Source organism: Acidovorax sp. KPB24-03 (genome assembly GCF_057546605.1).
Genome location: NZ_BAAJYR010000049.1, coordinates 1 through 20,404 on the forward strand (window position 1 = coordinate 1; position 20,404 = coordinate 20,404).

Below are 20,404 nucleotides of genomic sequence, written 5' to 3' on the forward strand. Positions count from 1 at the left end.
TGATGCAGTCGGGGCGCACGGCCTTTGCCAGCTCGGGGCGGATCTCGGGCTCGGGGTTGGCCAGGGCCAGGATGATCGGCTTGTCGGCCATGGTCTTGACCATCTCGGCCGTCAGCACGCCGGGGGCCGAGCAGCCCAGGAACACGTCGGCGCCGTTGACCACGTCGGCCAGCGTGCGGGCCTCGGTCTTTTTGAGCGTAGCGGGCCTTTGGATTCGTCGAGGTTCGCGCGGCCGTCGTGGATCACGCCCTTGGAGTCCACCACGAAGATGTGCTCGCGCTTCACGCCCAGGCCCACCATCACGTCCAGCACTTCGCCCACCATTTCGGGGTCGAGGGCGGACGTGGGTTCGTCGAACAGCATCACGATGGGGTCCATCGACAGCGCACGGGCAATCGCCACGCGCTGCTGCTGGCCGCCCGACAGCTGGCCGGGGAACTTGTCCTTGTGCGCCGACAGGCCCACGCGGTCCAGCATCTTGAGGCCGCGCTTCTTCGCCTCGTCCGCGCCGCGGCCCAGCACCTTGATCTGCGCGATCGTCAGGTTGTCGGTCACCGACAGGTGGGGGAACAGTTCGAAGTGCTGGAACACCATGCCCACGCGGCTGCGCAGCTTGGGCAGGTTGGTCTTAGGATCGTGCACGGCGATGCCGTCCACGAAGATCTCGCCCTTCTGGAAGGGCTCGAGCGCGTTGATGGTCTTGATCAGCGTGGACTTGCCGGAGCCCGAAGGGCCGCACACCACCACGACTTCGCCCTTCTGGATGGAAGTGGAGCAGTCGGTCAGCACCTGGAAGCTGCCGTACCACTTCGAGACATTCTTCATTTCAATCATTGCTATTTCCTCACTCTTTCCGCTCAGCGGATGATGGCGATTTTCCGGTGCAGGCGCTTGACGACCCAAGACAGTGCGAAGCACATCGCGAAGTACACGACGGCTGCCAGCAGGTAGGCCTCGATCGGCCGCCCGTAGTTCTTGCCCGCCGTCTCGAAGCCCTTGAGCATGTCGTAGGCACCGATGGCGTAGACCAGCGAAGTGTCCTGGAACAGGATGATGGTCTGCGTGAGCAGCACGGGCAGCATGTTGCGGAACGCCTGCGGCAGGATCACGAGCTTCATGTTCTGGCCGTAGGTCATCCCGAGCGCCTGGCCCGCGAACACCTGTCCGCGGGAGATCGACTGGATGCCGGCCCGCATGATCTCGCTGAAGTACGCGGCCTCGAAGGCGATGAAGGTGATGATGGCCGACAGCTCCGAGCGGTAGCTCGTGCCGATTCCGCCGGGCAGGGCCGCGTAGAACGAGGCCGGCACCAGCAGGAAGAACCACAGGATCACCATCACCAGCGGGATGCTGCGCATGCCGTTGACGTAGAACGTGGCCGGCGCGTCCAGCCACTTCTTGCCCGACAGGCGCATCAACGCCAGCACGGTGCCCAGCAGGATGCCGCCGACCGTGGCGATCAGCGTCAGCATGATGCTGAAGTAAAAGCCCTTGACGACGAACTTGCTGATGATGTCCCAGCTGTAGAAGGAAAGGTCGAGATTCATCATGTCAGTGGCCTCCCCCCGTGCCGCCGGACACGATCAGGCCGGGAACGCGCGTGCGCTTTTCGATGAAGGCCATGATGCGGTTGATGGCGAAGGCCGAGATCACGTACAGGCCCGTCACGGCCAGGTAGATTTCGATGCCGCGCGAGGTCTCTTCCTGCGCCTGCATCGCGAACATCGTCAGTTCGGCCACCGACACGGCGAAGGCCACGGACGAGTTCTTGAAGATGTTCATCGTCTCGCTCGTGAGCGGCGGAATGATGATGCGAAATGCCATCGGCAGCAGCACGTAGCGGTAGTACTGCACGGTGGTGAAGCCCATGGCCATGCCCGCGTAGCGCTGGCCGCGCGGCAGGGCCTGGATGCCTGCCCTCACCTGTTCGGCGATCCGCGCCGAAGTGAAGAAGCCCAGCGCCAGCACCACGAGGATGAAGCCCGAGACGCCCTTGAGCACCGGAAAGATCGCCGGCAGCACGTGGTACCACAGAAAAATCTGCACCAGCAGCGGAATGTTGCGGAACAGCTCGACCCAGGCATTGCCGAAGCCGACCAGCACCTTGTTGTCGGGCAGCGTGCGCAGCGTCCCGACGATCGATCCCATCACCAGCGCGATGACCAGGGCCAGCAGGGCCACCGACACCGTCCAGCCCCAGGCAGAGAGCATCCACTGGAGGTAGGTCGGGTATTCACCCCCTGGGTCCTGCAGGAAGACTTGCCAATCCCAATTTGATCCCATGGGAAATCCTTCTCAAATCTCGTTGTCTTCAAACTTGGCGCCCCATCCCGGGCATCCCTGCCGGGGAAACAAACAAACGCCCACCGTCAGGTGGGCGTTTGCCGCATGCGAGCGCCGGGCGCTCAGTCCTTGGTGGCGTACTCTTCCATGGGCTTGTCGTTGGGGTTCGCCCAGGCGGCCTTCGTCGCTTCGCTCACCGGCAGGCCGATCTTCACGTTGTTCGGAGGCACGGGCTGCATGAACCACTTGTCGTACAGCTTGGCCATGTCGCCGGACTTGATCTGCGCCTTGATGCTGTCGTCCACGGCCTTCTTGAAGGCGGGGTCGTCCTTGCGGATCATGATCGCGATGGGTTCCACGCTCAGCACTTCGCCGACGATCTTGAAATCGTTGGGGCTCTTGGACTTGGCGATGTTGGAAGCCAGGATCGAGCCGTCCATGATGAAGGCGTCAGCGCGGCCGGATTCCAGCAGCAGGAAGCTGTCGGAATGGTCCTTGCCGAACACTTCCTTGAACGTCAGGCCTTCGGCGCGCTTGTTCTTGCGCAGCGTCTGCACCGAGGTGGTGCCCGTGGTGGTGGCGATGTTCTTGCCGTTCAGGTCCTTGATGCCGGTGATGCCCGAATCGGCCTTGACGGCGATGCGCACTTCTTCGACATAGGTCGTGACCGCGAAGGCGACGTCCTTCTGGCGGGCCGCGTTGTTGGTGGTGGAGCCGCACTCGATGTCCACGGTGCCGTTTTGCACCAGAGGGATGCGGTTTTGCGACGTGACGGGCTGGTACTTGACGTCCAGCTTGGCCAGGCCGAGCTGCTTTTGCACGTCGGCGATCACCTTGGCGCACACGTCGTAGTGAAAGCCCGTGTACTTGCCGTCACCCAGGGTGTACGACAGGCCGGAGGATTCGCGCACACCTTCGGTGATCGTGCCGGAGGCCTTGATCTTGGCCAGCGTGTCATTGGCTTGCGCGAATGCGCTCCCTGCAGCCAGGGCGGTGATGGCGACTGCCAGCAAATGCTTCTTCATCAGGATCTCCTTAGAACTTACGGATACAACGGAAACAATCATTCTAGATATTGGCACGGAGTGGAATTCGCCACCATGCCGAATACCCGGAACATCGGGTCAGCGCAGCTAAAAAACGGCGCTCAAAACGGAACCTGATCGGTGGGATAGCGCCAGAAATCCCGCAAGAGATAGCTCACCGGAAGATTGAGCGCGCGGTTGGACGGCGGTATGGGCTGGGCGAACCACTTGTCGTAGATGGGATAGATCTCGCGGCTGGTGATCAGCCGGCGCATCTCGTCGTCCACCACCTTCTTGAACGCAGGGTCGTTCTTGGGCAGCATGATCGCCAGGGGCTCGGTGGTGATGAACTTGCCGACCACCTTCAAGGCGGCCGGATTGGGGCGGTTGGACGCCAGGCCGTAGAGCAGCACGTCGTCCATCGCGAAGGCATCGGCCTCGCCCTTTTCCACCATCTCGACGGCCCTGGCGTGGTCCGGGGCTTCGACGATGTTGATCTGCAGGAGCCGCTCGCGGTTGATCTGCTGGACCGCATTCAAGGGCGTGGTGCCCTTGGTGGACACGAGCTTCTTGCCGCTGAGGTCTTCGATGCGGTCCACGTTGCTCTGGGCCGGCACCAGCAGGCGGGCGCCGGTGATGAAGTGGGGCACGGTGAACGCCACGACCTGGCGGCGTTCGGCATTGTTGGTGGTGGAGCCGCACTCCATGTCGGCGCGGCCTTTCTCGATGGTTTCCATGCGGTTGGCCGAGGTGACCGGCACGAATTCCACTTCCATGTCCTTGCGGCCGGTCTTCTTTCGCACGACCTCGGCGATCCGCTGGCACAGCTCCACCGCGTAGCCCACGGGCTTGCCGGCGTCCACATAGGAAAAGGGCACCGAGGATTCCCGGTAGGCCAGCACCAGCTTGCCGCCGGCGGTGACCCGCTCCAGTACCCCCTGCGCGGAGACAGCCATGCCCCAGCACAAGGCGGCAACGCCCCATACGGCCTTCCAATGGAATGTTTTCATGGCTTGTCTCAAAGTTCGTAAGTTCTAACCTGAGCAAACACCGTGCCAGGCCGGGCGTCTCTGTTGGGCGAAGGCTTGTGCACTTCGCTCCGGACGCCGGGACGGAATGTACGTCCCGTCACACGGTCTTTCCAATGCCAAATGCACGGTGGAATATGCATTTGACACATAACCTGACCCTGCGGTCAAAGGGGCTTGTCCGTACTGTGGGCCTGCAGGTAGGTCCACAACGACTGGGCGATGCCCTTGGAGGGTTCCTTGCCGGACGGCTTTTCGCGGTAGGCCCGCACTTCCATCGCCATCTGCAGGTCCTCCACGCCCGGGGGCGCCGCACTGACGAGGCGGCGCGAGCGCAGTTCCTTCTTGACCGCGCTGTGCGGCAGGAAGGCCACCCCGTGCCCCTCGACCGCCATCGCTTTCAGTCCCTCGGCCATGTCGGTTTCATAGACGCGGTCCAGGTGGATGGCCGTGCCCGACTGCTTGAGGATCAAATCCGTCACGCGGCCCAGATAGGCCCCGGGTGCATACCCCAGGTAGGGCAGCGGCTCGCCCGCGCGGCCCGGCAGGCTGAACAGCGGCTGGCCGTCGGCATTGGCGCGCGAATAGGGCGAGAGGATTTCCTGGCCCAGGGTCACCATTTCATAGCGGTCGGCGTCGAGCTGGAAGGGCTGCGAGGGATGGTGGTAGGCGATCAGCAGGTCGCACCCCCCCTCTACCAGGCGCAGCACGGCATCGTGCACGTTGAGCGCGATGAGGCGGCTCTTGACCGGCCCGAAACGCTCGCGCAGGCTCGACAGCCAGGCGGGAAAGAACGTGAAAGCCAGCGTGTGCGGCACTGCGAACTCGATCATGTCCTTGCCGGCGCTGGTGTGGGCCCGCAGCATGGCGCGGGTGTTCTGCATGGCCTGCAGCATCTCCAGCGCTTCCTCGTAGAGCGTCTTGCCCGCGGGCGTGAGCCGGGTCGGGTAGGAGCTGCGGTCCACCAGATCGGTGCCGGCCCAGGCCTCCAGCGCCTGGATGCGGCGCGAGAACGCCGGCTGGGTCACGTGGCGCAATTGCGCTGAACGGCTGAAGCTGCGCGTTTCCGCGAGGCTGACGAAATCCTCGAGCCACTTGGTTTCCATGGCGCGCATTATCGGGGGCCGCGCGCGCCTGCGGCGCAAGGCCCCTTGGGGAAACCCTGCACCGGACCCTGCCACGTTTGCTTGCAAAATGGCTTCGGCGCTCCGAGCGCCGCCCCGTCCGGGCCCCTGGCGCACAAGGCCGGCGGGCAGAGTGACCCGCATCGCCACGTTGTCCGTTCTCTCGACCCTCTGCCTCCCATGTCCTCACTTCCCCCGTCCGGGCCCGCGCCCCACGACGCGGCACGGCCTGCCGCACCGCCCGACGACGCTCCCCGCTCCCTGCGCATCGAAGACTGGCTCACCGTCATCGTGATGGCGGCGCTGGCCCTCATCACCTTCGCCAATGTGCTGGTGCGCTACTTCACCAACTCATCCTTCGCCTGGACCGAGGAGATCTCGGTCTTCCTCATGATCGTCCTGGCGCTGGTGGCGGGCTCCGCCGCGGTCGCGCGCGACCAGCACATCCGCATCGAATGGTTCGCCGAGGGCGGCTCGGCCGCGCGCCGTCACCTGCTGGCCCGCTTCGGTGCACTGATGGTGGCGCTGCTGTTCGGCGCGATCGCCGTGCTGAGCGTGCGGGTGGTGTGGGACGACTACCGCTTCGGCGAGACCTCCCCCGGCATCGGCGTGCCGCAGTGGTGGTACTCGGTGTGGCTGCCGCTGCTGTCCGCACTGATCACCTGGCGGGCGGTGGGGCTGTTCATCCGCCGGGGCCGCACGGCCTCCCCGGCGGGCCGGCAGGACACCTCCGCATGATCGCGACCCTGCTGTTCGTGGCGTTCCTCGCCATGATGTTCGTGGGCGTGCCCATCGGCGCCGCGCTGGGGCTGGCGGGGGTGGCGGCCATTGCCCTGGCCAATGCCGACAGCCAATGGTTCGGCCTGCTGGCCGTGCCCCAGAACTTCTATGCCGGCCTGGGCAAGTACCCGCTGCTGGCCATCCCCATGTTCGTGCTCGTGGGCTCGATCTTCGACCGCTCCGGCGTGGCGCTTCGGCTCGTGAACTTCGCCGTGGCCATCGTGGGCCGCGGCCCGGGCATGCTGCCCCTGGTGGCCATCGCCGTGGCGATGTTCCTGGGCGGCATCTCCGGCTCGGGCCCGGCCAACGCGGCCGCGGTGGGTGGCGTGATGATCGCGGCCATGTCGCGGGCGGGCTATCCGGGCTCGTTCTCCGCCAGCGTGGTGGGCGCCGCGGCGGCCACCGACATCCTGATCCCGCCCTCCGTCGCGTTCATCATCTATTCGGTGCTGGTGCCGGGCGCCTCCGTGCCCGCGCTGTTCGCGGCCGGCATGATTCCCGGCGTGCTCGCCGGCATCGCGCTGATCGTGCCCGCGGTTTGGCTGGCCCGCCGGCACAAGATGGGCGCGCTCGAATCCTCCATGCCACGCCCGCCGTTCTGGCGCAGCCTGCGCGAAGCCTCCTGGGGCCTGGCCGCGCCGGTGCTGATCCTGGGCGGCATGCGGGCGGGTTGGTTCACCCCCACCGAGGCGGCCGTGGTGGCGGTGTTCTACGGCCTGTTCGTGGGCATGTGCATCCACCGGACCATCCGGGTGCGCGACCTGTTTCCCATCCTGCGCGAGGCGGGCGAGCTCTCGGCCGTGATCCTGCTGGTGGTGTCGCTGGCCGGCATCTTCGCGTTCTCGCTGTCCACGCTGGGCGTGATCGATCCGGTGGCCAAGGCCATCGTGAACTCGGGCCTGGGCGAATACGGCGTGATGGCGCTGCTGATCCTGCTGCTCATCACGGTGGGCATGTTCCTCGACGGCATCTCGATCTTCCTGATCTTCGTGCCGCTGCTGCTGCCCATCATGCAGCACTACCAGTGGGACCCGGTGTGGTTCGGCGTCATCCTCACGCTCAAGGTCGCCCTGGGCCAGTTCACGCCGCCGCTGGCCGTGAACCTCATGGTGTCGTGCCGCATCGCCGGCGTGCGCATGGAGTCCACCGTGCGCTGGGTGGGGCCGATGCTGCTGGCGATGTTCATCGTCATGGTGCTGGTCATTGCCTTCCCGCAACTGGCGCTGTGGCTGCCCGCCCGCCTGGGCTACTGACCCCATCGACCCCACCGCCCCCTTTTCACCGAGAACCAGGAGACTGAAACCATGAAACTGCGCACCTTCCTCACCAGCGCCGTCGCTGCCGCCGCCGCACTGGCCTTCGCCACGCCGGCCCTGGCGCAAAACTACAAGAGCGAATACCGCATGTCGCTGGTGCTGGGCACCGCCTTCCCCTGGGGCAAGGGCGGCGAACTGTGGGCCAGCAAGGTCCGCGAACGCACGCAGGGCCGCATCAACATCAAGCTGTACCCCGGCGTTTCGCTGATCCAGGGCGACCAGACGCGCGAGTTCAGCGCGCTGCGCCAAGGCGTGATCGACATGGCCGTGGGCTCCACCATCAACTGGTCGCCCCAGGTCAAGCCGCTCAACCTGTTCTCGCTGCCCTTCCTGTTTCCAGACTACGCCGCCGTGGATGCGGTGACGCAAGGCGAGGTGGGCAAGAGCATCTTCCAGACGCTGGACAAGGCCGGCGTGGTGCCGCTGGCCTGGGGCGAGAACGGCTACCGTGAAATCTCCAACTCCAAGCGCCCCATCAAGAGCCCCGAGGACCTCAAGGGCCTGAAGATCCGCGTGGTCGGCTCGCCGCTGTTCCTGGACACCTTCTCCGCACTGGGCGCCAACCCCACCCAGATGAGCTGGGCCGACGCCCAGCCCGCCATGGCCAGCAGCGCCGTGGACGGGCAGGAGAACCCGGTGTCGGTCTACATGGCCGCCAAGCTCTACACCGTGGCGCAGAAATACATGACCCTGTGGGGCTACATGAACGACCCGCTGATCTTCGTGGTCAACAAGGACATCTGGAATTCCTGGACGCCTGCCGACCGCGAAATCGTCAAGCAGGCCGCCATCGACGCCGGCAAGGAACAGATCGCCATCGCGCGCAAGGGCATGGTCGAGGCCGACAAGCCCCTGCTCAAGGAAATCGCCAGCCACGGGGTGACGGTGACCCAGCTCAGCCCCGCCGAACGCACCGCCTTCGCCAAGGCCACGCGCCCGGTGTTCGACAAGTGGAAGGGCCAGATCGGCGCGGACCTGGTGGACCAGGCCGAGAAGGCGATCGCCGCGCGCAAGCCCTGAAGGGCCGGGTCGGCCTGCGGACCGGCGCCCGCGCACGAGGGTGCGTTGCGGCGCCCCGTCAGCCGGCCTCTCCGCTTTGCTGCAGCGCCCACATGCTGGCGTAGCGGCCGCCCTGCTCCAGGAGCGCGGCATGGGTGCCGCGCTCGATGATGCGGCCGGCTTCCATCACCAGAATCTCGTGCGCATCCACCACCGTGGAGAGGCGGTGCGCGATCACCAGGGCCGTCTTGTTGCGCGCCGCGCTTTTCAGTTCGGCCTGGATGGCCCGCTCATTGGCGGAATCGAGCGCGGAGGTGGCTTCGTCGAAGATCAGGATCGGCGGGTTCTTCAGCAGCGTGCGGGCGATCGCCACCCGCTGCTTCTCGCCGCCCGAGAGCTTGAGGCCGCGCTCGCCCACCTGCGTGGCGTAACCCAGCGGCGTGGCGGCGATGAAGCCGTGGATGCGCGCGGCCTGGGCGGCAGCTTCCACGGCATCCTGGCCCGCGCCCGGGTGGCCGTAGGCGATGTTGTAGGCGATGGTGTCGTTGAACAGCACGGTGTCCTGCGGCACGATGCCGATGGCGCGCCGCAGGCTGTCCTGTGTCACGGCCCGGATGTCCTGCCCGGCCACCGTGATGCGGCCCGACTGGATGTCGTAGAAGCGAAAGAGCAAACGCGCCAGCGTGGACTTGCCCGAGCCCGAGGGCCCCACCACCGCCACCGTCTTGCCGGCGGGAATCTCGAAGCTGATGCCGTGCAGGATGGGCCGCGCGCTGCCCGCACGGCTTTCGTAGGCGAAGTGCACGTCTTCGAAGCGCACAGCCGGGTGCTCCAGGTGGACCAGCGGCTGGGCGCCGGGCGCATCGGCCACCTCGCGCTCCTTGTCCATCAGGGTGAACATCTTGTCGAGATCGGTCAGGCTCTGCTTGATCTCGCGGTAGATCACGCCCAGAAAGTTGAGCGGGATGTAGAGCTGGATCATGAAGGCGTTCACCATGACCAGATCGCCCAGCGTCATGCGGCCATCGGCCACGCCTTGCGCGGCGCGCCACAGCATGGCCACCAGGCCGGTGGCGATGATGAGCTGCTGCCCGGTGTTCAGCAGCGACAGCGAGGTCTGGCTCTTGAGCCGCGCATGGCGCAGCCGCTGCAGGCTTTCGTCGTAGCGCTGGGCTTCGAACGCCTCGTTGTTGAAGTACTTGACGGTCTCGTAGTTCAGCAGCGAGTCCACCGCCTTCGCGTGCGCGGCCGAGTCGAACTCGTTGGCCTGCCGGCGGAATTTCGTGCGCCATTCGGTCAGCAGCACGGTGAACGCGATGTACAGGCCCAGGGCGCCCAGCGTGATCCAGGCGAACCACGCGTCGAACTTGACGGCCAGCACGGAGAGCACCAGGAACACCTCGATCAGGGTGGCGCCGATGTTGAACAGCGTGAACGAGATCAGCGATTCGATGCCGCGCACGCCGCGTTCGATGTCGCGCGTCATGCCGCCCGTCTGCCGCTCCAGGTGAAAGCGCAGGCTCAAGGCATGCAGGTGCTCGAACGTCTGCAGCGCGATGCTGCGGGCGGCGCCCTGCGTGGCCTTGGCGAAGACCAGTTCCCGCAGTTCGGTCAGGATGGAGGTGGACAGGCGCAGCCCGCCATAGGCCAGCAGCAGGGCGATGGGCACGACCACCACCGCGGCAGGGTCGCCCGGGGCGATCGACATGGCATCGATCAACTGCTTGAGTAGCAGCGGCACCCCGACGTTGGCCACCTTGGCCCCCACGACGAAGACCAGCGCCGCGATCACCCGCCACTTGTATTGCCAGAGATAGGGAACGAGCCGGCCGAGCGTGGCCCAGTCGGTGCGGGAGCCGGCGCCGGAGCGCGAGGCAAGAGGGGGTGGGGATTCGCCGTGGGGGCGCATGAAGGACAATTCCGGTTGTTGTTTTACCGAGATTGTGCCCATGACCGCTCTTCCCAGCGCTGCGTTGACCGAACTGCCCACCGACAAGGAGCTGGTGCTCAAGGTGATTCCGATGCCGGCCGACTGCAACGCCAACGGCGACATCTTCGGCGGCTGGGTCATGGCCCAGGTCGACCTGGCGGGATCGGTGCTGCCGGCGCGCTATGTGCAGGGCCGCATGGCCACCGTGGCGGTGAACGAATTCGTGTTCAAGCAGCCCGTTCGCGTGGGGGACATCCTGTCGTTCTTCTCGGCGGTCACGCGCACCGGACGCACCTCGGTCACGGTGGAGGTCGAGGTGTATGCAGAGCGCTTTTCAGCGCAGGGCCGGTATGTGAAGGTCACGGAAGCGCGGCTGACCTATGTGGCCATCGATGCCGCAGGCAGGCCCCGCCCGCTGCCGGCCACCGCTGTGCCCGAAAGCGGCACGGCAGGCTGAGAACATGCAGTGAGAACCCCGGCGCGAAACGCCTGGCCTGCCACGGGCCGTACGTGGCAGGTCGGTGACGTGCGCCCTCGGCGCACGCCGGGGTCGGTCGCAATGCCCGCCGAGGCTCAGGCCGCGGCGAGTGCAGGCGCTTCGTTGCGCGCGTTGGCGGTGTTGTTGTTCACCGCATTGGCACGGGGAGCGGGGCCCGACGTGCCGGCAAAGATTTCGCCGGCCAGCTGGCCGCCCTCTTCGATCACCACCTTGCCGTAGCGGATCTTGCCGGTCACCTTGCCGGTGCTGTAGATCACGAGCTTTTCGCGCACGGTGAGCGTGCCGTCGAACTCGCCGTGGATCTCGGCGATGTCGATTTCGGCGGAGCCGCGGAAGGCGCCCTGCTCAGCGATGTGGATCACGCGGGAGTCCATCGTGGCCTCCACCGTGCCTTCGACCACGAGCGTGTCGCAATCGGTGATCTCCACCCCTTTGAGCTTGATGTTCGGGCCCACCGTCAGCTTGCTGCCCACGCCGTCGGAAACGGCACTGCCAGGCGCCGTGCCGGTGGATACCGGCTTGGCGGAAGAAGGGGCCGTGGTCGTGGCACTGTTGCCACCAGGCACCACGGTGGTCGCACCACCGAGGACGGAAGAAGGTTGGCGAGGCTGGAATGCGTCGGGTTCACGCTTGCCGAAGAAGGGGTTTTGCACGGCCATCAGATCTCCTTGAAAAAGAGCCATGCTAGAAGCGACGTTCCGCGAAAACTCCCCGCGTTACGCAAGAACGGTAACCAAACCATTCGATCGTTGCATGCACTTGCATGCTTTGCAGCGACATACATCGCCGCGATCGCGCGCAGGCCGAGGCTACGAAACGATGTAGGCCGCAGCGCCTGCCGACATCAGGGTGCCATCGGGGCCGAAAAACTCCATGCGCGTGCTGGCCACGCGGGAGCCCAGCCGCAGCACTTCGGCCCGCAGGGTGAAGTGGCTCCCGATGCCTGGCCGCAGATAGTCGATGCGCAGGTCGATGGTGCCCAGCTTGCCGAAGCGGTGCAGGCGCTGCGCGGGCGGCTCGTCCATGTGGCGGGCGCCGATGGCCGCCATCACGGCGAGCCCCCCCATGGCATCCAGCCCCGCGCTGATGACGCCGCCGTGCACGCGGTTGTAGGCGTAGTGCCCCACCAGCTCGGGCTTCATCTCGATGCGCGCCTCGACATGTGCGGCTCCCAGGTGCGTCACCTTGAGACCGAGCAATTGGTTGAAGACGATGCGCTGCTCGAAGATGTCCTTCAAACCATCGATGAACTCGGCCTCGAACGGAGAGGGCTGGGCGGAATCAGGGGGTGGAGTCATCGAGGAAGGGGCAAGGGTTCAGGGCTGAAAGCCCGAATGGCGGACCACCGGCGCCCATTGCGCCTTGTAGGCCGTCAGCATTTTGGCGGTCTGGTCGCGCGAGCTGACGACGGGCACCATGTCGGCCGCCACGAAGCGGGCCTGCAGGGCCGGGTCCGCCATGACCTGGGTCACCGTGTCGGCGATGCGCCGGGCCCGGGCCGGCGGCAGCCACGCAGGCGCGTAGAGCACGTTCCAGCCGAGGGCGGACAGGCCCAGGCCCGCCTCCTTGAAGGTGGGCACCGTCGGCAGCGTGGGAGACCGCTGATCGCCCGACACCGCCAGAATGCGCAGTTTGCCGGCCTTGTGCAGGGGCTCCAGCGCATCCAGTGTGTCCACGGCGATGGGCACGTGGCCGCCCATCAGATCGTTGAGCAGCGGCGCGGAACCCCGATACCCCACGACGGGCAGTTGCAGGGAGAGCTTCTCGGCCAGCATCAAAGCAAAGAAATGCGGCAGACTGCCGGTGGCCGGCACGCCGGCGGCCAGCTTGTCCTGATTGGCCAGCATCCAGGCGTGCAGGTGGGCGAACTCCTTGACCGGCACGGCCGTGGACACGGCCAGGCCGAACTGGTAGCTCGTGATCTGGGACAGGGCCACATAGTCCTTGTCGGGGTCGTAGCCGTTGTCCTTGAAGACCAGCGGCGCCACCAGCATGGTGGCCGGGTTGGCCAGCACGACCTGGTTCTGGCCGGAGCTGTCGCGGTGCAACTGCTGGACGGCCAGCCGCCCCCCCGCGCCCACGCGGTTTTCCACCACCACCGGCACCGCCAGCCGGGGCCCGAGGGCATCGGCCAGCAGGCGCGCGGCCCGGTCGGATGCTCCACCGGCTGCATACGGCACCACGACCTTGAGGATGCCCCCTTCCAGCGGCACGGGCGCCGAAGCGGTCGTCCCCTGAGCCAGGGCCGACGCCCCCAGGGCCCCGCAGGCAAGCGATGCGCCCCATTGCACAAAGGCGCGGCGCGACGGCGCACGGGGAGCAGCGAATGGCGATGGTGGTTTGGCAGCAGTCATGGCACGGTCCGGCAGGGGGTTGATGGATGAGCAGCAATGTACTGCCAGATTCATGCCACCGGCATCTATCGTTATGCCCGGTTTCCAGGCAAAACGCCAGGCCCACGCCCCCCGCAGATGCGGTCACACGGCGCTGAAATCCGGCCGGCGTTTCTCGACGAAAGCGCTGAACGCCTCGCGTGCAGCAGGCTCCTGCAGCATTCGGCCGAAGCTCGCGCCTTCCTCGGCCATGCGCTCCAGCACCGCGGCCGTCTGGCCCTGCTTCATGAGGCGCTTGGTCTCGATGAGCGCGGAAAGCGGCTTGGCCGCCAGCTTGCGCGCCTGGGTCTGGGCCACCATGTTGCACTCGGTGGGCGGCACCACGCGGTTGACCAACCCCACCTCCAGCGCCGCCTCGGCCAGGAAGGGCTCGCCCAGCAGCAGCGCCTCGGCCGCGCGGTGGTAGCCCATCATCTGAGGCACGAGCAGGCTGGACGCGGCCTCCGGGCACAGCCCCAGGTTGACGAACGGCATGGAGAACGCGGCGTTGTCACCCGCATAGACCAGATCGCAGTGAAAGAGCATGGTGGTGCCGATGCCCACGGCCGGGCCGCAGACCGCAGCCACCACCGGCTTCGGGAACGTGGCGATGCCGCGCAGGAAGCGGAACACCGGCGAGTCCTGCGTGGATGGCGGCTTGTTCAGGAAGTCGCCGATGTCGTTGCCGGCGCTGAAAATGGCCACATCGCCCTGCAGCACGACCACGCGCACCGCGCTGTCGGCCGCGGCGGACTCCAGCGCATCCGCCAGCGCGGCGTACATCGCGGTGGTGATGGAGTTCTTTTTCTCCACGCGGTTGAAGGTGATGGTGGCCACGCCGGATTCGGTGTGAACGAGGATGTCCTGGGTCGAGGTATCGGTCATGGGAAAGCTCCTGCCATGGAAGGTCGTGGGCGGGGAAAGCGAACGGGGCGCCAGGGGGCGCCTCATTCCTTGTAATAAACAATCTGGTGGCTGCTGGCCAGCATGGTGCCGGCATCGTTCCACAACTGGGCCGTCTGGTCGAAAAAGCCGTTGCGGAATTCTTGCGCACGCGCCTGGCCCAGCAAAAATCCGGTGCCCGTGGCGGCCAGCTGCTCCCGCCCTGCGTGGAAATACACCGTGAGGGACACCGTGCCTGCCGGCACCCGGTGCGCACGGCGCAGCCAGACCCGCGGAAAGAACACGTCGGCCAGCGCCGCCAGCGCGCAGAAGTCGAGCGGGCGGGCGGGCGCATCGCGCATCCACAGTTGCGACAGGCTGCTGTCGCCGTTGCCGTCCCAGCGCTGCGGCAAGGCCCCGGTCACCGGCCGCAGGTCGTAGCGGTCGAGCCAGGCCACGCCCAGCCCTTTGGCCAGCGGCTCCAGGGTGTCGGGGCCGGGCGCTGTCGGCATGGGGGTGTCGGCCAGGCTCCAGGTTTCGCGGCGGGCGGCGGTCACGGCGGTGCCCGTGGTGGTCGTGACCCACTCGCCGTCGACGCCGGGCTGCACGATGGACAGCGTCCAGTGCTGCGTGGACCGGTTGGTGCGCACCGGCGTGGCCTGCACCGTGAAGGGGCCCTGCGCCACCGCACCGGCGTAATTGACGGTGAGCGACAGCGGCTCACCCAGGCGGTCGGGGTGCTGCAGCACGGCCTGCAGCAGCACCGCGGCCGTCGCGCCGCCGAAAGGGCCGACCATGTTCCAGTAGGCGGGCGTGGTCCGGCCGGTGTACCGGTGGGCACCGGCCGGCTCCAGGGCCAGCGCGTCGTCCAGGGGATGGAGATCGAGGGTCATGGTGTGCGAGTGTGCCGTGATTGCTTTCTCCGTCCCGTCGTGCCGGCGACTGCCTGAACCCGGATGCCGGGGCGCGCAATGCGCCCCGACCTCAGACGCGCTCGAAAATGCCCGCAGCGCCCTGCCCCATGCCCACGCACATGGTCACCATGCCGTACTTGAGGTTCTTGCGGCGCAGCGCATGCACCACCGTGGCAGCGCGGATGGCGCCCGTGGCGCCCAGCGGGTGGCCCAGGGCGATGGCGCCGCCCATGGGATTGACCTTGGAAGGGTCCAGGCCCAGTTGGCGCACGACCGCCAGCGACTGCGCGGCGAAGGCTTCGTTCAGCTCGAACCAGTCGATGTCTTCGTGCTTGAGGCCCGCATAGCGCAGCGCGGCCGGAATGGCCTCGATGGGGCCGATGCCCATGATGCTGGGCGGCACGCCCTTGCTGGCGAAGCTCACGAAGCGGGCCAACGGCGTGAGGCCGAAACGCTTCACGGCTGCCTCGCTCGCCAGGATCAGCGCGCCCGCGCCGTCGCTGGTCTGCGAGCTGTTGCCGGCGGTGACGGAGCCCCGCGCGGCGAACACCGTCTTGAGCTTGGCCAGGCCTTCCAGACTGGTGTCGGGCCGTGCGCCTTCGTCCAGCGCCACGGTGCGGGTCTTGGCGATGCTCTCGCCCGTCTCCAGGTCCGCCGTGCGGTCGGTCACCTCGATGGGCGTGATCTCGTCGGTGAACTCGCCGGCCTGCTGCGCGGCCAGCGCCTTCTGGTGCGACTGCAGCGCGAAGGCGTCCTGGTCCTCGCGCGACACCTTCCACTGCTGCGCCACCTTCTCGGCCGTGAGGCCCATGCCGTAGGCGATGCCCACGTCGCCGTCCTTGGCGAAGATGCTGGGCGACAGCGAGGGCGTGTTGCCCATCATGGGCACCATGCTCATGCTTTCCACGCCGGCGGCGATCATCACGTCGGCCTCGCCCACGCGGATGCGGTCGGCCGCCATCTGCACGGCCGACAGGCCCGAGGCGCAGAAGCGGTTCACGGTGATGCCGCCCACGCTGGTGGGCAGCCCCGCCAGCACCGCGCCGATGCGCGCCACGTTCAGCCCCTGGGCGCCTTCCGGAATCGCGCAGCCGCAGATGATGTCTTCGATGGAAGCCGGGTCCAGCCCGGGCACCTGGGCCAGGGCCGCCTTGAGGGTGGTCGCCAGCAGATCGTCGGGGCGGGTGTTGCGGAAGAAGCCGCGGTGCGACTTGCCGATGGGCGTGCGCGTGGCGGCGACGATGTAGGCGTCCTGCATTTGTTTTGCCATGAAGAAGGCTCCTTCAATCGATCAATCGATCGGTCAGTCAATCAGTCAGTTACTTGGCGGGGCGGCTGGACGGAATCCAGGCCCACGTGAATTCGCATTCCACCGGCTCGATGCCGGCCTCGTCCGTCACGGTGACCTGCACCTGCATCTCGCCCTTGTCGCTGTCCTGCATGGCCTGGCGCTGCGCGTCGGTCAGCACCGCCACCGCGCGCAAGGCGCCCGTGGCGCGCTTGCGAAAGGCCATCTTCAGGTCCTTGGCCAGCGGCAGGCAGTCGTCGCGCACGTTCAGGCCCATCGCCATGCCCGTGGCCGTCTCGGCCAGCAGGTTCATGGCCGAGGCGTGGATGCTGCCGACGTGATTGCGCACGCGGTGCTCGTTGGGCAGGCGCACTTCCACGCGGTTCGGCGACATCTCGATGAACTCCACCCGCGCCGTGCGGGTGAACGGCACGGCGCGGCGCAGCACCAGGTTGCGTACCCAGGGGCGCAGGAACTTCGGGAACTCGTCCACCTGTTCCAACTGGAGCTGCATGCGGTTGGGCGGGAATGCGCCGGTGGAGGTCGTCATGCGGTCGTCCGATGGCACATCAGTTGCGCAGGGGCTTGCCGGTGTTCAGCATGCCCAGGATGCGCTCCTGCGTCTTGGGGTGCTGGATGAGCGCGCAGAAAGCCTTGCGCTCCAGCGCCATCAGGTATTCCTCGCTCACCAGCGTGCCGGCATCCACGTCGCCGCCGCACACGATCTCGGCGATCAGGGTGGCGATGTGCTGGTCGTGGTCGCTGATGAAGCCGCCGTCGCGCATGTTCACCAGCGAGCCGCGGATGGTGGCGATGCCGCTGCGGCCGGCCACGGGGAACAGGCGCTTGTTAGGGGCGCGCCAACCGCTGGCCGCCATCGCCTTGGCTTCGTTCAAGGCGACGAACAGCACCTCGTCCTTGTGCGGCACGACGATGTCGCTGTCCAGCAGGTAGCCGAGCTTCTTCGATTCCAGCGCGCTGGTGCCCACCTTGGCCATGGCCGCGGCGGTGAAGCCTTCGGTCAGGAAGGGCAGCATGTCCTTGCCCGTGGAGGCGGCGGCGTTCTCGGCCGCACGGCGCGCGATGTAGGTCAGGCCGCCAGCGCCCGGCACCAGGCCCACGCCCACTTCGACGAGGCCGATGTAGCTTTCCATGTGCGCCACGCGGCGGGCCGAATACACGGCCAGCTCGCAGCCGCCACCCAGTGCCATGCCGTGGATGGCGGACACCACCGGCACCTGCGCGTAGCGCAGGCGCAGCATGAGGTTCTGCAGCTCTTGCTCGACGCTCTCGATGGCCGAGATGCCGGCCACGACGAAGGCCGGCATGGTGGCGGCCAGATCGGCGCCCACGCTGAACGGCGCGTCGCCGGACCAGATCACCAGGCCGTCGTATTCGCGCTCGGCGATATCGATGGCTTCGACGAGGCCCTCCATCACGTCGGGGCTGATCGCATGCATCTTGCTCTGGATGCTGGCGATCAGGATCCGGCGACCGGAGGGGCCTCCATCCTTGTCCAGCGTCCAGGTGCGCAGCGCATCGGACTCGGACACCGTGGTGCCGGCCGTGCGCCAGTCGGGCAGCGCCTCGCCCAGCAGCTTCTCCGGGAAGTGCTGGCGCTCGTACACGGGCAGCTGGCGGCGCGGCACGAACTTGGCGCGCGAAGCGCTCCACGATCCTTCGGCCGTGTGCACGCCGCCGGCCTCGGCCACCGGGCCCTTGAACACCCAGTCGGGCAGCGGCGCCTTGCTGAGCGCCTTGCCGGCGTCGATGTCCTCCTGGATCATCTTCGCCACCTCCAGCCAGCCGGCTTCCTGCCACAGCTCGAAGGGGCCCTGCTTCATGCCGAAGCCCCATCGCATGGCCTGGTCCACGTCGCGCGCGTTGTCGGCGATGGTGCCCAGATGCACGGCAGCGTAATGGAAGCTGTTGCGCAGGATGGCCCAGAGGAACCGGCCCTGCGCCCCCTCGGCATGGCGCAGCAGCTTCAGGCGCTCGCCGGCGGGCTTCTTCAGCATGCGGGCATACACCTCGTCGGCCTTCTGGCCACCCGGCACGTACTCGCCGCTTTCCAGGTCGAAGCGCAGGATGTCGCGGCCCACCTTCTTGTAGAAGCCCGCCTTGGCCTTCTGGCCCAGGTTCTTCATCTCGATGAGTTTGTTCAGCACCTCGGGCGTGCCGAAGCTGCCGTAGAACGGATCAAACTGCGCAGTCCCTTTGGTAGCGTCTTCGCTCAGGTTGTCCTGCAGCGTCTTGATGACGTGGGCCATGGTGTCCAGGCCCACCACATCGGCGGTGCGGAAGGTGCCGCTGCTGGCGCGGCCCAGCTTCTTGCCCGTGAGGTCGTCCACCACGTCGTAGGTCAGGCCGAAGTTCTCCACTTCCTTCATCGTCGCCAGCATGCCGGCGATGCCGACGCGATTGGCGATGAAGTTGGGCGTGTCGTGCGCGCGCACCACGCCCTTGCCGAGGCCGCTGGTCACGAAGGCTTCCAGCTGGTCGAGCACCTCGGGCCGGGTCGTCGGCGTGTCGATCAGTTCCACCAGCGTCATGTAGCGCGGCGGGTTGAAGAAGTGGATGCCGCAAAAGCGCGGCTTGATGGCGTCGGGCAGCGCCTCGCTCAGGCGCGTGATCGACAGGCCGGAGGTGTTCGAGGCCACGATGGCGCCGGGTGCGACGAAGGGCGCGATCTTCTTGTAGAGATCGAGCTTCCAGTCCATGCGCTCGGCGATCGCCTCGATGATGAGATCGCACCCGCGCAGCTGCTCCAGGTGCTCTTCATAATTGGCCTGGCCGATCAGCGCGGCATCTTCCGCCACGCCCAGCGGCGCGGGCTTGAGCTTCTTGAGCCCCTCGATGGCCTTGGTGACGATGCCGTTCTTCGGGCCTTCCTTGGCGGGCAGGTCGAACAGGACGACCGGCACCTTCACGTTGGCGAGGTGGGCGGCGATCTGCGCACCCATCACGCCCGCGCCGAGCACGGCGACTTTCTTCACTTGGAATCGGGACATGGTTGGTTTCTTTGGAATGGGTTACTGCATGCGCTGCCAGACCTGCGTGCGCCAGAACGGGCCGAGGTAGCCGCGCACCTCCAGCTTGGCGCCGCCGTCGATGGGCGTGAAGCTGGCGCGGTATTCCTTGCCGTTTTCGGGGTCGAGGATCTTGCCGCCCTCCCACACGTCCTTGCCTTCGGCCTTCTTGCCGCCCCGGATGATCTCCAGGCCGGCGATGGGCTGGCCCTTGCGGTCGTCCTGGCATTCGACGCAGACCGCATCGGCGGGCGTGTCCTTCTTCAGCGACTTCTCGATGCGGCCGGTGAGCGCGCCGCCCGTTTCGGCGATGCGGATCTCGGCCTTGGCCTCGCCCGTCTTGTCGTCGATGCTGCGCCACCCGCCCACGGGCGACATCTGGGCCCACGCGGGGGCGGCCATGGCCACACACAACATCGTTGCTAGCGCTTTATTCATAACGGCTCCAGTGCAAAAAAAAGGCGGGGAAGGGGGCGGCCGGTGCGGTCAGGCCAACGCGGCGTCGGTGTCCATCAGCGGCTTGGCGCCGGCACGCGCGGTGCGCATCAGCGTGGCCGTTTCGGGGAACAGCTTGGCGAAGTAAAAACGCGCCGTCTGCAGCTTGGCGACATAGAACGGGTCGGTGTTGCCGTTGGCGATCTCGCGCAGCGCCACCTGGGCCATGCGGGCGAACAGGTAGCCGAACACCAGGTGGCCGGCCACGCGCAGGTAGTCCACGGCGGCGGCGCCCACTTCGTCGGGGTTCTGGAAGCCCTTGAAGCCGATCTCGGTGGTGAACTTGGTCATCTGCTCGCCCAGGTAGGCGATGGGATTGATGAACTCGGCCATCTTCTCGTTCACGCCCTCTTCCTGCACCAGCTGGCCCACCAGCTTGCCGAACTTCTTGAGCGTGGCGCCGTTGTTGCCCAGCACCTTGCGGCCCAGCAGGTCCAGCG

The 20,404-nt window shown here is 66.8% G+C and carries 20 protein-coding genes and 2 pseudogenes; 4 read left to right on the plus strand and 18 right to left on the minus strand.

The genetic code is table 11. From position 1 onward, the window contains the following. The 7 genes and pseudogenes from AC27KI_RS08725 to AC27KI_RS08755 form a co-directional block, all read right to left on the minus strand. Positions 1–309 (minus strand): annotated as a pseudogene (locus AC27KI_RS08725) (malic enzyme-like NAD(P)-binding protein); the annotation flags it as partial. Beyond that, positions 289–834, minus strand: a pseudogene (locus tag AC27KI_RS08730) (amino acid ABC transporter ATP-binding protein); the annotation flags it as partial. The pseudogenes AC27KI_RS08730 and AC27KI_RS08725, both read right to left, overlap by 21 nt. Before the next feature lie 23 nt (positions 835–857). Beyond that, positions 858–1,550 (minus strand): amino acid ABC transporter permease, encoded by a 693-nt coding sequence (locus tag AC27KI_RS08735; RefSeq protein ID WP_272565133.1) that lies wholly within the window; start codon positions 1,548–1,550, stop codon positions 858–860. Between the two features lies 1 nt (position 1,551). After that, positions 1,552–2,283, minus strand: coding sequence for an amino acid ABC transporter permease (locus AC27KI_RS08740; protein ID WP_272565134.1), 732 nt, complete (start codon positions 2,281–2,283; stop codon positions 1,552–1,554). A gap of 122 nt (positions 2,284–2,405) precedes the next feature. Then, entirely contained in the window at positions 2,406–3,308 is a 903-nt protein-coding gene (locus AC27KI_RS08745; RefSeq protein ID WP_284429742.1) for an amino acid ABC transporter substrate-binding protein, read from the minus strand. A 122-nt stretch (positions 3,309–3,430) separates the two neighbouring features. Next, on the minus strand, positions 3,431–4,318 hold the full coding sequence (locus AC27KI_RS08750) for an amino acid ABC transporter substrate-binding protein (RefSeq protein ID WP_487113479.1): 888 nt from the start codon (positions 4,316–4,318) through the stop codon (positions 3,431–3,433). A 185-nt stretch (positions 4,319–4,503) separates the two neighbouring features. Then, on the minus strand, positions 4,504–5,442 hold the full coding sequence (locus AC27KI_RS08755) for a LysR substrate-binding domain-containing protein (protein WP_272565137.1): 939 nt from the start codon (positions 5,440–5,442) through the stop codon (positions 4,504–4,506). A gap of 198 nt (positions 5,443–5,640) precedes the next feature. On the opposite strand from AC27KI_RS08755, the gene AC27KI_RS08760 reads away from it, so the two are divergent. Genes AC27KI_RS08760 through AC27KI_RS08770 form a run of 3 tightly spaced genes read left to right on the plus strand, consistent with a single transcriptional unit; the run spans position 5,641 to position 8,576 of the window. Continuing rightward, positions 5,641–6,198, plus strand: coding sequence for a TRAP transporter small permease (locus AC27KI_RS08760; RefSeq protein ID WP_487088995.1), 558 nt, complete (start codon positions 5,641–5,643; stop codon positions 6,196–6,198). Continuing rightward, positions 6,195–7,493 (plus strand): TRAP transporter large permease, encoded by a 1,299-nt coding sequence (locus tag AC27KI_RS08765; RefSeq protein ID WP_284429739.1) that lies wholly within the window; start codon positions 6,195–6,197, stop codon positions 7,491–7,493. The genes AC27KI_RS08760 and AC27KI_RS08765 overlap by 4 nt, the downstream gene beginning before the upstream one ends. Positions 7,494–7,544: 51 nt before the next feature. Beyond that, positions 7,545–8,576: a DctP family TRAP transporter solute-binding subunit gene (locus tag AC27KI_RS08770; RefSeq protein ID WP_272565140.1), complete on the plus strand. Its 1,032-nt coding sequence runs from the start codon at positions 7,545–7,547 to the stop codon at positions 8,574–8,576. 58 nt (positions 8,577–8,634) lie between these two features. On the opposite strand, the gene AC27KI_RS08775 is transcribed toward AC27KI_RS08770, so the two are convergent. Then, positions 8,635–10,464 carry an ABCB family ABC transporter ATP-binding protein/permease gene (locus AC27KI_RS08775; protein ID WP_284429738.1) on the minus strand — a complete coding sequence of 610 codons (1,830 nt, stop codon included), beginning with the start codon at positions 10,462–10,464 and terminating at the stop codon, positions 8,635–8,637. A gap of 40 nt (positions 10,465–10,504) precedes the next feature. On the opposite strand from AC27KI_RS08775, the gene AC27KI_RS08780 reads away from it, so the two are divergent. Continuing rightward, entirely contained in the window at positions 10,505–10,942 is a 438-nt protein-coding gene (locus tag AC27KI_RS08780) for an acyl-CoA thioesterase (RefSeq protein WP_487088996.1), read from the plus strand. Positions 10,943–11,058: 116 nt separating this feature from the next. Here AC27KI_RS08780 and AC27KI_RS08785 read toward each other — a convergent pair whose 3' ends face one another. From AC27KI_RS08785 to AC27KI_RS08830, 10 genes are all read right to left on the minus strand, one after another. After that, positions 11,059–11,643 carry a bactofilin family protein gene (locus tag AC27KI_RS08785; protein WP_284429736.1) on the minus strand — a complete coding sequence of 195 codons (585 nt, stop codon included), beginning with the start codon at positions 11,641–11,643 and terminating at the stop codon, positions 11,059–11,061. A 150-nt stretch (positions 11,644–11,793) separates the two neighbouring features. Then, positions 11,794–12,282, minus strand: a complete 489-nt coding sequence (locus tag AC27KI_RS08790; RefSeq protein WP_284398167.1) for a thioesterase family protein — start codon at positions 12,280–12,282, stop codon at positions 11,794–11,796. A gap of 18 nt (positions 12,283–12,300) precedes the next feature. Next, positions 12,301–13,338, minus strand: coding sequence for a tripartite tricarboxylate transporter substrate-binding protein (locus tag AC27KI_RS08795; protein ID WP_487113481.1), 1,038 nt, complete (start codon positions 13,336–13,338; stop codon positions 12,301–12,303). Positions 13,339–13,461: 123 nt separating this feature from the next. After that, positions 13,462–14,241, minus strand: coding sequence for an enoyl-CoA hydratase (locus AC27KI_RS08800; protein WP_284429734.1), 780 nt, complete (start codon positions 14,239–14,241; stop codon positions 13,462–13,464). Positions 14,242–14,303: 62 nt separating this feature from the next. Continuing rightward, the gene (locus tag AC27KI_RS08805) at positions 14,304–15,131 is read right to left on the minus strand and encodes an acyl-CoA thioesterase (RefSeq protein WP_487088997.1); all 828 of its coding nucleotides are present in this window, start codon (positions 15,129–15,131) and stop codon (positions 14,304–14,306) included. 91 nt (positions 15,132–15,222) lie between these two features. Next, entirely contained in the window at positions 15,223–16,422 is a 1,200-nt protein-coding gene (locus AC27KI_RS08810) for an acetyl-CoA C-acyltransferase (protein WP_317353130.1), read from the minus strand. 49 nt (positions 16,423–16,471) lie between these two features. Continuing rightward, positions 16,472–16,990, minus strand: coding sequence for a DUF4442 domain-containing protein (locus AC27KI_RS08815; RefSeq protein ID WP_272565149.1), 519 nt, complete (start codon positions 16,988–16,990; stop codon positions 16,472–16,474). Positions 16,991–17,009: 19 nt separating this feature from the next. Next, the gene (locus AC27KI_RS08820; RefSeq protein ID WP_487113483.1) at positions 17,010–19,451 is read right to left on the minus strand and encodes a 3-hydroxyacyl-CoA dehydrogenase/enoyl-CoA hydratase family protein; all 2,442 of its coding nucleotides are present in this window, start codon (positions 19,449–19,451) and stop codon (positions 17,010–17,012) included. Positions 19,452–19,472: 21 nt separating this feature from the next. Continuing rightward, a complete protein-coding gene (locus AC27KI_RS08825) occupies positions 19,473–19,907 on the minus strand; it encodes a DUF2147 domain-containing protein (protein ID WP_284429730.1) in 435 nt (144 codons plus the stop codon). Between the two features lie 48 nt (positions 19,908–19,955). Next, on the minus strand, positions 19,956–20,404 hold a 449-nt coding region (locus AC27KI_RS08830), incomplete at its 5' end, for an acyl-CoA dehydrogenase C-terminal domain-containing protein (RefSeq protein ID WP_487113485.1).

Coding starts and splice junctions, on each gene's coding strand:
- AC27KI_RS08785 (WP_284429736.1), bottom strand. CDS start 11,643: ATGGCCGTGCAAAACCCCTTCTTCGGCAAGCGTGAACCCGACGCATTC.
- AC27KI_RS08770 (WP_272565140.1), top strand. CDS start 7,545: ATGAAACTGCGCACCTTCCTCACCAGCGCCGTCGCTGCCGCCGCCGCA.
- AC27KI_RS08775 (WP_284429738.1), bottom strand. CDS start 10,464: ATGCGCCCCCACGGCGAATCCCCACCCCCTCTTGCCTCGCGCTCCGGC.
- AC27KI_RS08765 (WP_284429739.1), top strand. CDS start 6,195: ATGATCGCGACCCTGCTGTTCGTGGCGTTCCTCGCCATGATGTTCGTG.
- AC27KI_RS08820 (WP_487113483.1), bottom strand. CDS start 19,451: ATGTCCCGATTCCAAGTGAAGAAAGTCGCCGTGCTCGGCGCGGGCGTG.
- AC27KI_RS08755 (WP_272565137.1), bottom strand. CDS start 5,442: ATGGAAACCAAGTGGCTCGAGGATTTCGTCAGCCTCGCGGAAACGCGC.
- AC27KI_RS08790 (WP_284398167.1), bottom strand. CDS start 12,282: ATGACTCCACCCCCTGATTCCGCCCAGCCCTCTCCGTTCGAGGCCGAG.
- AC27KI_RS08735 (WP_272565133.1), bottom strand. CDS start 1,550: ATGATGAATCTCGACCTTTCCTTCTACAGCTGGGACATCATCAGCAAG.
- AC27KI_RS08810 (WP_317353130.1), bottom strand. CDS start 16,422: ATGGCAAAACAAATGCAGGACGCCTACATCGTCGCCGCCACGCGCACG.
- AC27KI_RS08740 (WP_272565134.1), bottom strand. CDS start 2,283: ATGGGATCAAATTGGGATTGGCAAGTCTTCCTGCAGGACCCAGGGGGT.
- AC27KI_RS08815 (WP_272565149.1), bottom strand. CDS start 16,990: ATGACGACCTCCACCGGCGCATTCCCGCCCAACCGCATGCAGCTCCAG.
- AC27KI_RS08750 (WP_487113479.1), bottom strand. CDS start 4,318: ATGAAAACATTCCATTGGAAGGCCGTATGGGGCGTTGCCGCCTTGTGC.
- AC27KI_RS08825 (WP_284429730.1), bottom strand. CDS start 19,907: ATGAATAAAGCGCTAGCAACGATGTTGTGTGTGGCCATGGCCGCCCCC.
- AC27KI_RS08760 (WP_487088995.1), top strand. CDS start 5,641: ATGTCCTCACTTCCCCCGTCCGGGCCCGCGCCCCACGACGCGGCACGG.
- AC27KI_RS08745 (WP_284429742.1), bottom strand. CDS start 3,308: ATGAAGAAGCATTTGCTGGCAGTCGCCATCACCGCCCTGGCTGCAGGG.
- AC27KI_RS08805 (WP_487088997.1), bottom strand. CDS start 15,131: ATGACCCTCGATCTCCATCCCCTGGACGACGCGCTGGCCCTGGAGCCG.
- AC27KI_RS08780 (WP_487088996.1), top strand. CDS start 10,505: ATGACCGCTCTTCCCAGCGCTGCGTTGACCGAACTGCCCACCGACAAG.
- AC27KI_RS08800 (WP_284429734.1), bottom strand. CDS start 14,241: ATGACCGATACCTCGACCCAGGACATCCTCGTTCACACCGAATCCGGC.
- AC27KI_RS08795 (WP_487113481.1), bottom strand. CDS start 13,338: ATGACTGCTGCCAAACCACCATCGCCATTCGCTGCTCCCCGTGCGCCG.